Consider the following 14,403-nt stretch of genomic DNA (forward strand, 5'->3'; position numbering starts at 1 on the left):
CAGCAATTTAAATAAAGTAAGTCAGGCTGTTAATGATTTGATATATATAGTACACTAAATAAACATATTGTCCAGCCCGAGATTATCAACGTATATTCAATAGATGACATTACAGTTACAAGGCAACAAACAATGGCTCTGCTTCGCCATAGAAGATGAAACTTACGCTCATGCGGTAGATAAGGTGAGGGAAGTTCATGACTATATCACCCCCGTCCCTGTACCGGGCTCGCCGTCATATGTAGACGGGGTACTCAATATAAGAGGAGAGATTGTCACTATTGTATGCAGCAGAAAACTGCTTGGTATTGCTGATTCATATGATGCGCGCCACATCATTATTCTGGAGTCAGATAATGGCTTAGTCGGAATAAGCGTCGATGAGGTGATAAGGATTACCTTGCTGGATTTGCAAAATATGGTTCATGTTGAACAAAAAAATACATTGAGCCCTATATATGCAACCGTAAAACATAAACAACAGCTAATTATATTGGCCGACTTTGAGCGTTGTTTTAACCAATTGGAAGATTATGAGTAAAACTATCGGTTTAAATTTAGATGCAGTTTATAATCTTGATCTGACTGATAAGCAGAAGGATCACCTGTTGAACCAAATTGAAGAAGTTTTAATCGCTTTACGGCGAGTTATTCGTGCAACTGATTTGCACTCTAAATATCTGGCAAAAACCACCAGCTTAACTGCACCACAAATTCTGCTTCTGCAAAGCCTCAGAGATAAAGGTCAGATAACCATTGGCGAACTGGCCAGTGAGATGAGTCTTAGTCAGGCAACGGTCACGACAATTGTTGATCGTCTGGAGAAGCGTGAACTGGTTTATCGAATGCGTTCAGAATCAGATAAGCGCAAAGTACATGTTCATCTGACTGATAAAGCATTGGAAATCCTGAAGAACGCACCGATTCCTCTCCAAGAGCAATTTACACGTCAGTTTGGCGACCTTCAGGAGTGGGAACAAACCATGATCATTTCTGCTCTGAAACGGGTAGCCCAGATGATGGATGCTCAGCACATCGATGCCTCCCCTGTTCTAGATATTGGTCTGTTAGATCGGCATGATGCTCTACTCGATAATCATGCCGCTTTTCTAGACGAAAAAAATAAGACCTAGTGGTCCAATAATAAACGTAACTGCTGTGCAGGCATCGGGTGACTGAAAAAGAATCCCTGAAACTCTGCACAGCCTAACTTCCTTAAGACCTCCGCTTGCTCACTGGTTTCAACACCTTCAGCGATCGTACACAGTTGCAAATTATCCGCTAACTGTACAATTGTTTGTGCTATGGCACAGTCTTTTGTATTTGAGACAATTTCCTCTACAAAAGAACGATCGATTTTTAAAGTATCAATAGGAAAGTTCTTCAAATAACTCAGAGAAGAATAGCCTGTACCAAAATCATCAATTGCCAGCCGCACGCCCAACTTTTTTAACGAAAACAAAAGTGGAATAGTCTCAGCAGTATCTTTCAACATGGCTGTTTCCGTAATTTCTAATTCAAGCGTTTCTGGTGGTAGATCAGTGACATCCAAAGTATTTTTTATCGTATCTAACAGATAAGATTGCGTAAACTGAGACGCCGATAAGTTCACAGCAATACGGTAGGCACAGCCTGATGTTTTCTGCCACTCCCTCACTTGGAGGCAGGCTTGCATCAAGACCCAGTTCCCAATTGATAAAATGAGTCCCGTGCTCTCGGCCACTTCAATAAATACATCCGGTGTTAATAAACCCTTTGTAGGGTGACGCCAACGAAGTAATGCTTCAACCCCCACAATAGTGATGCTCTGAGCATCATATTGCGGCTGATAAAACACCTCAAACTGCTGTTCAGCCAACGCTATTCTGAGATCATTCTCCATCTCTAAACGTAATTTAAGATAGTTGTTCATAGTTTCAGAAAAGAACTGATAATTATTTCTTCCCTTTTCTTTAGCATGATACATAGCCACATCGGCATGTTGTAATAAGGTCTGAACATTGTGACCATCATCAGGAAACAAGGTAATGCCCATACTAATTGAGATATGTAAAAACTTATCACTAATCAGGAAAGGCTCAGAAAACGCTTGAATTAAACGCTGAGCAATTTCAGCAACCTGCTCGACCCGGCCTACATCATCCAATAAGACAGTAAATTCATCACCGGCCAAGCGAGCAACACGATTATCAGCATCATAATTTGCTTTAGCGACGACATCTGAGTCTCTGACACACTCTCGAATTCTGACGGCAGACTGACAGAGCACCTCATCCCCAATGTGATGACCATAGGTGTCATTGATATATTTGAAACGATCTAAATCAAGAAACATCAGAGCAAATTTATTCTGATGGCGTTTTGCACTGGCAATGGCCGTTTCTAACTGCTCAATGAAAAGACGTCGATTTGGTAAATCTGTCAGCGTGTCGTAGTAAGCATAATAAGTAATCTCCTGCTCTGACTGTTTTCTTGAGGTAATGTCGTGCAAGGTACCTACCATTCGCCATTGACCATATTCGAAACTAATATCGGTCCGCTCATTCACAAATAACACGCTACCATCGTTACGAATAATTCGGTATTCAATATCATATGACTGCTTTTCGTAAACGGCTTGTTTGAGCGCCATCATCAAACGTGGCCTGTCATCTGGATGCACTTTTTTTAGCGCGGTTCGAACTGTCAGATTGGTTTCTTTTGAAAAACCCAGCATGTCGAACATATCTGATGAGCATTCGAGAAACTCGGACTCAAAATCCCACTCCCAATACACCAGATTGGCGATTGACTGGGCCTTAGCCAATTTATTTTTATTCAGGCTCAGCTCTTGAAGCGTTTTGTTCGCCTTAAGAATATAACGAACCCGATGTTTAAAGAGCGGCCACTTCAATGGTTTGGTGATAAAGTCGGTGGCGCCAGATTCAAAAGCCTGTTCAATATCTTCAACATCATCCAGTGCTGTCACCATCACAATGGCACACTCAGCACCTTTCGGCAGAGCACGCAGTTGTGCACAGCACTCAAAACCATTCATGCCGGGCATCGATACATCAAGTAATGTGATATCTGGTTTATGCGTCGTAAATTGAATGATCGCTTCTTCACCCGATGCAGCTTCGACGATCTGTAACTCACTCGAGGTCAATGACTGAGTCATGAGCATACGTGTGACGGGATCATCATCCACGATCAAGACTACTTGCTTTTTGATGGTATTTGCCATCAAATCCCCCGCCACTGTTCATCTAAGAAAGAAGTCAATTCAACATAATGCGTATCTAGTTTATCTATATATCCCCCAATCTGGTCAAGATTATTTTGTCTTGCCAACATTTCTATTTGTTTTGCTAACTCGGCAACAGCCGAAGCGCCAATATTGAGTGAACTGGATTTCAAGGCATGTGCTGATTTAAATAATTGCTCTGCGTTTTGATTTTTATAGGCCTGTTTGATTGCATGGATGAGGCTTGGAGTATGCTCCATATAGACCTGAAAGATTTGCTCAACCATCTGTTGGCCACTTTCCCCTGCCATAGCGCGAATATCATCCACAACACGCATATTAAGTATAGGGGTTGAGCCCTTGGCATGATCAAAAGTAGTGGATTCTGGCAACTTTTCTTTGGTATCTCCTAAGAATCTAGTCAATAAATCCACCAGCTTATTGAAATTGACTGGTTTAATCAGAATATCGTTTGCACCAGCAGCATAGAAGTCAGATTTAACTTGTTCATCATCATCCGCAGTTAACGCAATAATGGGGACTGTCAGCTTCAACCCCTCTCTGATTTGTTGAGTCACTTCGATACCGCTCATCATCGGCATGTGATAATCCATTAAAATCATGTCGTATTCAGACACACGACATGCATCTAATGCTTCTTTTCCATCACTCACTAAATCCACATTGCAATCGAGTTTTTCTAGCATATTCAGAGCAACGGATTGATTGACTTCATTATCTTCTACGACAAGTATTGTTTTGAGTGCCTTTTCGGCAGATGTTTTTAGCGAAGATGGTTTTTCTTCTGGTAACACCGTTGACCGAAAAATGACTTCAATAGGTAGGGTGAACCAAAAACGATTACCTTTTTTAGTCGCCCCCAGGCCGTAATCACCCAACATCAAGCTGATCAATTGGCTTGAGATCGCTAAGCCCAGTCCTAAGCCTACTGTCATGGCTTGTTCATTGTTCGAAGCTTGTTGAAAAGGTTCAAAAATACGTTGTTGTTCGACCGTATCTATAATTGGTCCAGGGTCGCTGACTGAAAATGTCAGAAAAGGTTTTGTCTCGTTAGTGCTCTCAACAAGGCTTAACTCAATATTCCCAGGCGAGGAGAACCGGATGGCATTATCGATTAAGTTATTGAGGATTTGTCTTAGCTTATGAGGATCCAATATGGCTTCTCTGACATCACACTGGAAGCTTAATGTCAGTGTATGTTCATTTTGACTAGCCTTGGCTTGATTACTCTCCAGTACTGAATGAAGCAGTCGATATAAATCCGTCTGTTGTAGCTCGACTGGCAGTTGGTTGTCATTTAGTTTTGAATATATTTGTAATCGTTCAATAACATCTAATAACTCATGAACTGAATCATTCAGCTGACTGGCCTTTTCATGTACTTGTGATTCAGTGATGTGAACTTTCAGAAATTCGACATCATTAATCATTTTATGCACTAAAGCCTTTAACCCACGACCGCTGAGGTTAATAAGTGCTAATTTCGTGTTTTTTTCGTTCTCATATTGTGCTATCAAACGATTCGTTATTTCTAACGTTTCATCAGTTTGTTGCTTTAGCTTTAGCTCCAACTGTTTGCTGTGCTCAACCCAGTTCTGATTATCAGATTGTAAATCGACAATTGTGTGCTCTATATCTTGTAAACTTTGCTCACAGCTTAATAGCTGATCCTGCTTTGTTTCCAATACAGCGTCGACAAACCGTCTTACTGGAAGAATATATCGACGCATAAAAAACCAAACTGTAGCGAGGATGGTTAGAAAAAAATCACGAGTCCAGCATATCCGCCAAGCCAGATTGGATGAAAAGGCTTTTGCAATAGACGTTTATCAACCTCTAAATAAATACTCTCCACATTTTCATGCGCTCCACCAATTGGCTGAAGCGTATGGAGAACCTCTGAATCTGAATAATGATTTGTCTTAGTGAACGTTTGCCGCCATTGATTGGCATACTTATGCGTGACCTCTTGATTCGGTTTTTTATAATAAAAAAGCGTCTCCGCATTTTTACCAAAGACCACGGCCTGCTTAATATAAGGCACCGCATCTAACCAGGACAGTGCTTCCGTCTGTTCAGTAATATCATCAATACTGATATTTTTAGACTGTATTGATATCTGTTTTATGAGCGGCTCAAGCTGGTTCTGAGTGACTTTATCCACTAATAGGTTGAATACGGCCACAAAAGTTATAGTGGAAACGGTGAGAAATACCACACTTCCCACCCATACAGATCGTGAAATACTCGTTTTCGATAGCGTCATGACTCACGCAACATGTGAGTGATTAACCAATAACACCGTCGCTGAAGGAGTGAAAGAGGAAAGCCTATCAACAATTACAAGCTTGCAGCCAAAAAAAGTCATATTGCCTTTCCTCCTCTTATATTGCTCATTGATGCCATTTTTTATGTCATGCTTAGTCAGCGACTAAAATAAGGCCACTCTTATTGTTGTCGTCCCCATTTCATTTATATTTAATTTTTACAAATAAAAATTATTACTAGGGTGCAGGATTAGGAATACGTTGATGAATATTCGTTATTTCCGACAGTAATTCTTCTGACAATATCAGCTGCTCACTGGCGATATTATTTTTGAGCTGGGACATGTTAGTGGCGCCAATGATATCAGCTGTTAGGAATGGCCGTGAATTAACAAAAGCCAATGCCATCTGGGCTGGGTCAAGCTGAAAACGCTGAGCAAGCTCCACATAGGCACGTGTTGCCTCAACCGCCTGAGGGTTACTATAGCGACTATAATTCGGCCAGCGAGTTAAACGAGCATCAGTAGGTTGTGCATTAAGGTATTTTCCTGTCAGTACACCAAATCCCAACGGAGAATAGGCAAGCAGACCGATATTCTCCCGATGACTAATCTCTGCACACCCGACTTCATAGGTTCTGTTCAATAAACTATAAGGGTTTTGCACACTCACAACTAATGGCAGATTCATCGATTTAGCCACAGTGATAAATTGCATTATTCCCCATGGTGTTTCATTGGATAAACCAATATGGCGAATTTTTCCTGCCTGAACTTGTTTCTCCAAGGCTTGTAAAGTCTTAATGATCGGTGTCAAACCTTGCTCTTTCTCAGACTGTTCGTATCCTAATCGACCGAAGTAGTTTGTATTACGCTCCGGCCAATGTAATTGGTATAAATCAATATAGTCCGTTTTTAGACGTTTAAGACTGTTATTCAGTGCTGTTTCTATTGTTTTCTCATCAAAGCGGGTTTGACCATCTCTGATATGAGAAACCCAATCACCGCCTGGTCCTGCGATTTTGCTCGCTAAGACAATGTCGTCTCTACGAGCTCTTTTTTGTAGCCAGTCACCAATTATTGTTTCGGTTGCACCGTAGGTCTCAGCGCAGGGAGGGATGGCATAGAGCTCGGCAGTATCAATAAAGTTAACTCCCTCACTGAGAGCGTAGTCTAATTGCTGATGTCCCTCAGCTTGGGTGTTTTGCTCGCCAAAGGTCATCGTACCCAGACAAATTCGGCTGACTTTTAAATCTGTATTCCCAAGATACCGATAGTGCATATAAATAATTCCCTTTTAAAAATTCAAACCAATAATTCATCATACATTAGTCATGTTATATGCAGAGATAAGCATAAAAAAAGGGTGGTTACTGGAACCACCCTACTCCAAAAAAGGAGATTTACGCAGATAGGATTACTGACGTACAGGTCAGTGAACGTCAGTACGATTATTGACTATACAAACAAAAGAAATATTCATTGGAATTAACGAATGAAAATCGATTAGTTATCTACTAAGCAAGAAAAAAGGCGGTAATGTAGACATCACCGCCTTCTCAAAACAAGGAGTAGAAATTACACCCATGACGATAGTCTCAGGTAAAACTATGACACGATAAAAAAATAATGGTTGCAGTGGGAATGTAAAGTTTTGAAAAAATAAGCCAGCTTATCGGGAGTAAGCTGGCTAAGGGTGGTGAACTGCTAACAAGGATAGTTCGAGATTGATAGTATCACCTGACTGCGAAATTTCTGTGAAAATCACTCTGTACCCAATCGCCTCAATCATCATGACCAGATTATCGGTGCAGCATTTGCATCAAATGCCTTACATCGAGGTAAAGAACAGCAATGATGACTCTTAAACCTGCAGTTTATCTCTATATTGCATGCTTCTTCACTATATTCACATGGATTAAGCATGTTTTTGGTGCACGACATTCCACAATAAGGTGCAGAAATACACAGGAGAACATATGCAATCCTTTGCATTATTAAAACCAATCCAATCTATTTTATGGAGTGTTGCCCTTTTATTGTTAGGCAATGGGCTCATTAGTACCCTACTCACATTGAGAGGTACAGATGAAGGTTTTTCTAGCGCGACAATGGGCTTCATTATGTCGAGCTATTTTATTGGCTTTATTTGTGGCACCTGGGTGAGCGGTAGACTCATACGCCGAATGGGACATATCCGGACATTTGCATTTTGTGCATCGATATGTGCGTCCTCGACTTTAATACACATTATTTTTATTGATGCATGGGTCTGGATTATCTTGCGATTTTTCTATGGGCTTGCCTATATCACCCTGATGACGGTCATTGAAAGCTGGCTCAATAGTCAAGCCGCCAGTCATGAGCGAGGCCGTGTATTTGCTTTTTATATGGTAGTTAACTTAGGTGCACTCACTATCGCGCAACAAATGTTACATATCGCGACACCAGATAATTTCTTATTATTTGCTATCGTTTCTATTCTCATAAGCTGGGCGATACTGCCATTAACATTAACACGACGAAATCAACCCACCATCAATTCAGAAAAACCTAAAAGCAGTTTAAAAAATTTATTAAAAATTGCGCCACTCTCTTTTGCCGGTTCAACCCTATCGGGTTTAGCGATGGGCGCATTCTGGGCAATGACGCCAATCTATGCCACTCAACTTGGCTATGACATCAGTGGTATTGCTCTCATCATGAGTTTAACCATTTTAGGTGGTGCCGCTTTGCAGATTCCTATTGGTCGTTATTCAGATAAGCATGACAGGCCAAAAGTGATTACATGGGTAGTGACATTAGCCGGTCTCATCGCTTTATCCATGGCAATCATTCCCTCTCAAACAGCGTTACTTATTGTCTTTTTTATCTGGGGTGGTCTGTCTTTCTCTATCTATCCGCTTTCTGTTGCTCAACTTATCGACCAACTGCATCCTGACGAAATTGTTTCAGGCTCATCGGATATGTTGGTTCTTCATGGCCTAGGATGTGCCTTTGCACCTGTCGCAGCAGGCTCATTGATGACACTGATTGGAGCACAAGGTCTGCCACTTTACATTGGCGCAGTTTTATTAATATTGGCAGCTTATACAGTTTACCGTCGTCGCCGTGTAGTTGATCTTGTCAGTGGAAATAATGCTCACTTCGAACCGATGGTCCAAACCAGCTCCCAAGTACTCAGCATGATGTTCGATCAACCACAAAGAGACTTATTTGATGATCCAAGCTTTTATGGAGAAGAAGAACGAGAACGGATTATCAATGCTTTAAGACAAAGCGGCTCGTAATTGTGAGTTTATATCTTGAGAATATTAACAAGAGAAATTGGTCGGGACAGAAGGATTTGAACCTTCGACCCCTTGCACCCCATGCAAGTGCGCTACCAGGCTGCGCCATGCCCCGACGATTTTTGTGTCAACCTATAGATTGCTTGAGACAGCCAGATTGACGAGGTCGCTATATTAGCAAAGCCCGGCCTGAAAAAACAGGCCGGACACTCGCTTTTTTACTTTTAAACGTGCTTTTCAGCTAAAGCCTGCCAAGTACTAACAACAGTATCCGGATTCAGAGAGATACTGCTGATGCCACGCTCTAATAACCACTCTGCAAGATCTTCATGATCTGAAGGTCCTTGACCACAAATACCGACGTATTTATCGGCTTTCTTACACGCAGTAATAGCCATATCAAGCATCTTCAATACAGCAGGATTACGTTCATCAAATGAACCCGCCACTAATGCTGAGTCACGATCCAAGCCCAGTGTTAACTGAGTCATATCATTTGAACCGATTGAGAAACCATCGAAGAACTCAAGGAATTCATCTGCCATCACAGCATTTGAAGGTAACTCACACATCATGATTAGACGCAGACCATTTTTGCCACGCTCCAGTCCGTTTTCTTTTAGTAAGTTAACGACTGACTCAGCTTCGTCTAATGTACGAACAAATGGAATCATCAATTCAACATTAGTTAAGCCCATTTCATCACGAACGCGCTTCATTGCTTCAATTTCAAGTTTAAAGCATTCAGCAAAATCGTCTGATGAATAACGCGAAGCACCGCGGAAACCGATCATTGGATTTTCTTCTTCAGGCTCAAATAATGTGCCGCCAATTAGATTGGCGTATTCATTTGATTTGAAGTCTGACATACGTACGATGACCGTCTCAGGGTAGAATGCAGCAGCGATAGTTGATACACCTTCTGCAATACGGCTTATGTAGAATTCTACTGGGTCGCCATAAGCAGTTGTACGTTCTTTAATCGCTTGTTTAACTTCACCTTCCATCTCATCTGCATTCATCAATGCTTTTGGATGAATACCGATCATATTGTTGATGATGAATTCCAAACGAGCCAGACCGACACCTTTGTTTGGTAATTGTGCAAAGCTGAATGCACGGTCAGGGTTACCAACGTTCATCATAATCTTGACTGGCAACTCAGGCATATTATCGAGTTCTTCTACGCGATGTTCGAATTCGAGCAAGCCAGCATAGATATTACCTTCATCACCCTCAGCACAAGAGACAGTGACTTCTGTGCCTTCTTTAATGGTTTCAGTCGCATCGCCACAGCCTACAACAGCAGGAATACCTAATTCGCGAGCGATGATAGCCGCGTGGCATGTACGACCACCACGGTTAGTGATAATCGCAGAAGCACGTTTCATGATAGGTTCCCAATCTGGATCTGTCATGTCTGTTAACAGAACGTCACCTTCTTGGAATTTATTCATTTGATCAAGACTGTTTAGTAAACGCACTTTGCCTTGACCAATTTTGCTGCCAATAGCGCGGCCAACAGAAAGTAATTCACCTTCTTGTTTCAGAACGAATGTTTCACGAACGTTTTTCTTGGTACGACTTTGCACTGTTTCAGGACGTGCCTGAACAATGTAAATTCGGCCATCATTACCATCTTTAGCCCATTCCACATCCATAGGACGCTTATAATGTTTCTCAATGGTGACAACCATTTTCGCTAAAGACTCAACTTCTTTGTCAGTTAAGCAGAAATGTAAGCGTTCTTCTACATCAACATCCACCGTTTTAACTGGAGATGAAGCATCCCCAGAGTAAATCATTTTAATGGCTTTATGACCGACTGTACGGCGTAAAACTGATGGACGACCGGCTTCTAGAGTATTTTTGTGAACATAGAACTCGTCAGGGTTGACAGCACCTTGCACCACCATTTCGCCCAGGCCATAACTACCAGTGACGAAGACAACGTCACGGAAGCCACTTTCTGTATCAAGAGAAAACGCAACACCGGCACTTGCAATATCAGAACGCACCATTTTTTGGATGCCAGCAGATAAAGCGACTTCACTATGATCAAAGCCTTGGTGGTCACGATACGCAATAGCACGATCATTAAATAATGATGCAAACACTTCACGAATCGCTTTTTTGATGTTTGCTAAGCCAGAAACGTTAAGAAATGTTTCTTGTTGCCCCGCGAAAGAAGCATCAGGTAAATCTTCTGCCGTTGCTGATGAACGCACAGCAAAGCTTGCTTCAGGACCGTATTCTTTTTCCAGCGCGGCATAAGCTTCGTCTATCGCTTTTTCCATCGCTTCTGGATAAGGAATAGTCATAATCCAATCACGGATTTCCTGACCTGTTTTTTGCAAAGCAGTGACGTCATCGACATCCAGCTCACGCAAGCGTTCATTGATTTTACTCTGGAGTCCATCGTGCAGAAGAAACTCCCGGTAAGCATCCGCTGTTGTGGCAAAGCCACCTGGGACATCGACTCCTAGAGGGGCGAGATTTTGCAGCATTTCACCTAATGAGGCGTTTTTACCACCTACTCTGCCGACATCCTCCATGCATAGCTTATCCAGAGAGATAACATATTCCGACATAGTTATAACTACCTTGCTTTTATAGATTTATTAAACATTAAAACCGACTCTCTTACTCGCTCCCGGCCCAAGCCCAGTGCACGTACTACACGGCTTGAGATTTCTTCGATTGAAGTATCGGTTGTTTCGAAAACGGCAATTCCCGCTTTATCGAACATAGATTGTGCTTGTGTCAATTCTGCCTGACAAATTTCCAGAGAGGCGTATTCACTCCCGGGCCGGCGTTGGCGTCTGATACGACTTAATGGTACGGGCTTAATTGTTAGCCCGACCAGTTTATCAATATTATCCAATAAACACTGAGGTAATTCATCTGAAGACAAGTCTTCTGGCGTCAAAGGATAGTTCGCCACTTTGAGTGAAAAGTTCATTGCCAGATAAAGACTTGTAGGGGTCTTACCACAACGTGACACACCAGCAAGAATCACATCGGCATCATTATAATGATCGGGTCTGACACCATCATCATGCGTCAGAGCGAAGTCAATGGCGTCTAATCTGCGCTGGTATGTGGTATCGCTAAATGCAATTCGCGAGACACCTTGTTTATGTGATGACTCAACACCAAAGAAACTTTCCAATGAGCCAATATAACTGTGAAACAAACTAATAACACAAGCGTTGGCGCTCTCGATAATGTATTGCTCATCATCATGCACTAAAGTGCTAAAAACAACGGGTTTGAGATTAGACTCTAAGCTGGTTTCGTTTATTTTCTCTCTGGCCTGTAATGCTTTTTCTGGGGTGTCTACAAAGGCCAGTGTGATGGTTTCGAACTCGAGATCAGGAAATTGAGCCAACAAGCACTTTCCATAAGATTCGGCAGTAAGTCCGGTGCGGTCTGATACAAAGAACACTTTCCGTATTTGTTCAGAATATTGTAGTTCTGTTTCTGTCATGTGTTAATCATGTGCCGAAATACAGGAATTGATCAACAAAAATTTTGCGTTAAGACAAAACACTGTTTACTCAATTCAGACCATACCGTATTTACTCGTCATATCAAAAAGACCTGTGGGATCATTTTCAAAACGAAAATACGGCAACCAAAACCGTGAATAATCGCATCTTTTTAAACTAAAAACCAGACTTAATCGATATATTATACTTCTGACAATCAGACACTTTATGATAACAGGTCCGAGGGAAAGGGCCTATCTAGGATAGATATATAAATGAGTACCTTGATTCATCCCAATGATGCGCTTGTGAATGAAGAGCAAACACTTCCACTGATACCGGTATGTGAACACTTTGCAGGTAACCGTCACACACTACTCAAAGCCTTTGCGATTCAAGCTGAGTATGGCCCTGTTTTCGACATAACTTGTGATTGCGAAGATGGTGCAGCAACGGGGACAGAAATTTCCCACGCCAATATGATTGTTGAGCTTCTCAATAGCGAACATAACATTCATAAAATGGCAGGTGTGCGTATCCATGGTTTCAATGAGCCTGTCTGGAAACAGGAAGTCGATATTTTATTATCTGGGGCAAGAGATCTCATTCGTTACATAACACTTCCCAAGGCGCAGGATGCGACTCAAGTTGAGATGATGCTTGAATACATCCAGCTAGCCTCACAGAAATATAGCCTTCAGCATCCGCTGCCAATACATGTTTTGATTGAAACCCATGGCGCCTTAGGTGATGTCAACAAGATTGCCATGATGGAGCCAGTTGAAGTGCTCGATTTTGGCATTATGGACTACATCAGTACTCATCAGGGTGCGATAACAGATGAAGCGATGCGGAGCCCTCTACAGTTCGAGCATGCGTTAATCGTAAAAGCAAAAACTGAGATAGTCAGTGCATCGATAACCTCAGGTTGTATCGCCTCACATAATGTCACCCTAGCAATTAAAGATTCTCAACAAACCTACGATGATGCCTATCGAGCCCGCCATCAGATCGGCTTTATGAGAATGTGGAGTGTTCACCCTGCTCAGATCAAACCTATTATTGAGGCTATGAGTCCTAACCCACAGCAGCTCCAACTAGCCAGTGAGGTTTTACTATCAGCACAACAATATAACTGGGCACCTATTCAGCTGAACGGAAAACTGTATGACAAAGCTTCGTATCGTTATTACTGGCAACAAATTCAACAGGCCTATTTAGCTGGTATTCCTCTCGAAAAACCTGTGCAACAACAGTTTTTTAGTCAGAATAATTGCACACCATAAGGACTACATTACATAGGTAGATATGAAATTAACCATACATTATTCCTGTCATGCTATTAACAAGTTAAATACCCACAATACCGACTAGCCAAAAATCATTCAGTTAAAAAAAAGCCCGCACAAGAACTTTGTACGGGCTTTTTTATTTGAAAAGAATGAACGAGAAATTAGTTTAAAAACGTTCTTAAATCTTCAAGTTCTTTCAGCAACTCTTTTACGAGCTGTTTTTGATCAGTTTGATTATCAGCAGAAGCACTCGCTTTTGCATCGGTTCCCAATTGCTGTCTGGCACCACCGATGGTGAAGCCTTGCTCATATAACAAGCCACGAATCTCACGAATCAACACAACATCATGACGCTGGTAATAACGACGATTACCTCGACGTTTAACCGGTTTAAGTTGTGAAAATTCTTGTTCCCAGTACCGAAGAACGTGAGGTTTTACACCACACAACTCACTGACTTCACCAATCGTAAAATAGCGTTTCGCCGGTATTACAGGGAGTTCGTTGTTGTTACTTGCTTCCAGCATAATTGTCCACCCTTGCCTTCAGTTTTTGTCCGGGTCTGAACGTGACCACGCGACGGGCTGTTATTGGGATTTCTTCACCAGTTTTTGGGTTACGACCTGGTCTTTCACTTTTATCTCTTAATTCAAAATTACCGAACCCAGATAACTTTACTTGTTCACCTTTTTCTAATGCCGTACGAATTTCTTCAAAAAACATTTCAACTAATTCTTTTGCTTCACGTTTGTTGAAACCTAATTCATCGTACAACTGTTCTGTCATATCGGCCTTAGTCAGTGCCATGTCTACCTCA

General features: G+C 41.7%; 12 protein-coding genes and 1 tRNA gene. 4 read left to right on the forward strand and 9 right to left on the reverse strand.

Annotation, left to right across the window (positions count from 1 at the left end; all coding sequences use genetic code 11):
- Window positions 1-103: 103 nt before the first annotated feature.
- A complete protein-coding gene (locus QUE24_RS02395; RefSeq protein ID WP_286305078.1) occupies window positions 104-541 on the forward strand; it encodes a chemotaxis protein CheW in 438 nt (145 codons plus the stop codon).
- Window positions 534-1,133: a MarR family winged helix-turn-helix transcriptional regulator gene (locus QUE24_RS02400; RefSeq protein ID WP_286305079.1), complete on the forward strand. Its 600-nt coding sequence runs from the start codon at window positions 534-536 to the stop codon at window positions 1,131-1,133. Before QUE24_RS02395 ends, QUE24_RS02400 begins: the two co-directional genes overlap by 8 nt.
- Here QUE24_RS02400 and QUE24_RS02405 read toward each other — a convergent pair.
- The 4 genes from QUE24_RS02405 to QUE24_RS02420 form a co-directional block, all read right to left on the reverse strand.
- Window positions 1,130-3,226 (reverse strand): two-component system response regulator, encoded by a 2,097-nt coding sequence (locus QUE24_RS02405; protein WP_286305080.1) that lies wholly within the window; start codon window positions 3,224-3,226, stop codon window positions 1,130-1,132. The genes QUE24_RS02400 and QUE24_RS02405 overlap by 4 nt on opposite strands.
- Entirely contained in the window at window positions 3,226-4,977 is a 1,752-nt protein-coding gene (locus QUE24_RS02410; protein ID WP_286305081.1) for a response regulator, read from the reverse strand. Before QUE24_RS02410 ends, QUE24_RS02405 begins: the two co-directional genes overlap by 1 nt.
- A gap of 26 nt (window positions 4,978-5,003) precedes the next feature.
- Entirely contained in the window at window positions 5,004-5,465 is a 462-nt protein-coding gene (locus QUE24_RS02415; protein ID WP_286305082.1) for a hypothetical protein, read from the reverse strand.
- A 286-nt stretch (window positions 5,466-5,751) separates the two neighbouring features.
- The gene (locus QUE24_RS02420; protein ID WP_286305083.1) at window positions 5,752-6,795 is read right to left on the reverse strand and encodes an NADP(H)-dependent aldo-keto reductase; all 1,044 of its coding nucleotides are present in this window, start codon (window positions 6,793-6,795) and stop codon (window positions 5,752-5,754) included.
- 697 nt (window positions 6,796-7,492) lie between these two features.
- On the opposite strand from QUE24_RS02420, the gene QUE24_RS02425 reads away from it, so the two are divergent.
- Window positions 7,493-8,803 carry an MFS transporter gene (locus tag QUE24_RS02425; RefSeq protein ID WP_286305084.1) on the forward strand — a complete coding sequence of 437 codons (1,311 nt, stop codon included), beginning with the start codon at window positions 7,493-7,495 and terminating at the stop codon, window positions 8,801-8,803.
- Window positions 8,804-8,841: 38 nt separating this feature from the next.
- Here the strand turns inward: QUE24_RS02425 and QUE24_RS02430 are convergent.
- The 3 genes from QUE24_RS02430 to QUE24_RS02440 all read right to left on the reverse strand — a co-directional run bounded on the left by QUE24_RS02430 (window position 8,842) and on the right by QUE24_RS02440 (window position 12,293).
- Window positions 8,842-8,918, reverse strand: a tRNA-Pro gene (locus tag QUE24_RS02430).
- A gap of 109 nt (window positions 8,919-9,027) precedes the next feature.
- Window positions 9,028-11,394: a phosphoenolpyruvate synthase gene (gene ppsA / locus QUE24_RS02435; protein ID WP_286305085.1), complete on the reverse strand. Its 2,367-nt coding sequence runs from the start codon at window positions 11,392-11,394 to the stop codon at window positions 9,028-9,030.
- Between the two features lie 8 nt (window positions 11,395-11,402).
- On the reverse strand, window positions 11,403-12,293 hold the full coding sequence (locus QUE24_RS02440) for a pyruvate, water dikinase regulatory protein (protein ID WP_286305086.1): 891 nt from the start codon (window positions 12,291-12,293) through the stop codon (window positions 11,403-11,405).
- 276 nt (window positions 12,294-12,569) lie between these two features.
- Between QUE24_RS02440 and QUE24_RS02445 the strand changes: the two genes are divergently transcribed.
- The gene (locus QUE24_RS02445; protein WP_286305087.1) at window positions 12,570-13,580 is read left to right on the forward strand and encodes an HpcH/HpaI aldolase/citrate lyase family protein; all 1,011 of its coding nucleotides are present in this window, start codon (window positions 12,570-12,572) and stop codon (window positions 13,578-13,580) included.
- Window positions 13,581-13,747: 167 nt separating this feature from the next.
- On the opposite strand, the gene QUE24_RS02450 is transcribed toward QUE24_RS02445, so the two are convergent.
- On the reverse strand, window positions 13,748-14,113 hold the full coding sequence (locus tag QUE24_RS02450) for a MerR family transcriptional regulator (protein ID WP_286305088.1): 366 nt from the start codon (window positions 14,111-14,113) through the stop codon (window positions 13,748-13,750).
- Window positions 14,097-14,393: an integration host factor subunit alpha gene (gene ihfA / locus QUE24_RS02455; RefSeq protein WP_091711658.1), complete on the reverse strand. Its 297-nt coding sequence runs from the start codon at window positions 14,391-14,393 to the stop codon at window positions 14,097-14,099. The genes QUE24_RS02450 and ihfA overlap by 17 nt, the downstream gene beginning before the upstream one ends.
- Window positions 14,394-14,403 lie beyond the last annotated feature (10 nt).

The sequence above is a fragment of the Methylophaga marina genome, assembly GCF_030296755.1.
In the GTDB taxonomy this organism is placed as follows: Bacteria; Pseudomonadota; Gammaproteobacteria; order Nitrosococcales; family Methylophagaceae; genus Methylophaga; species Methylophaga marina.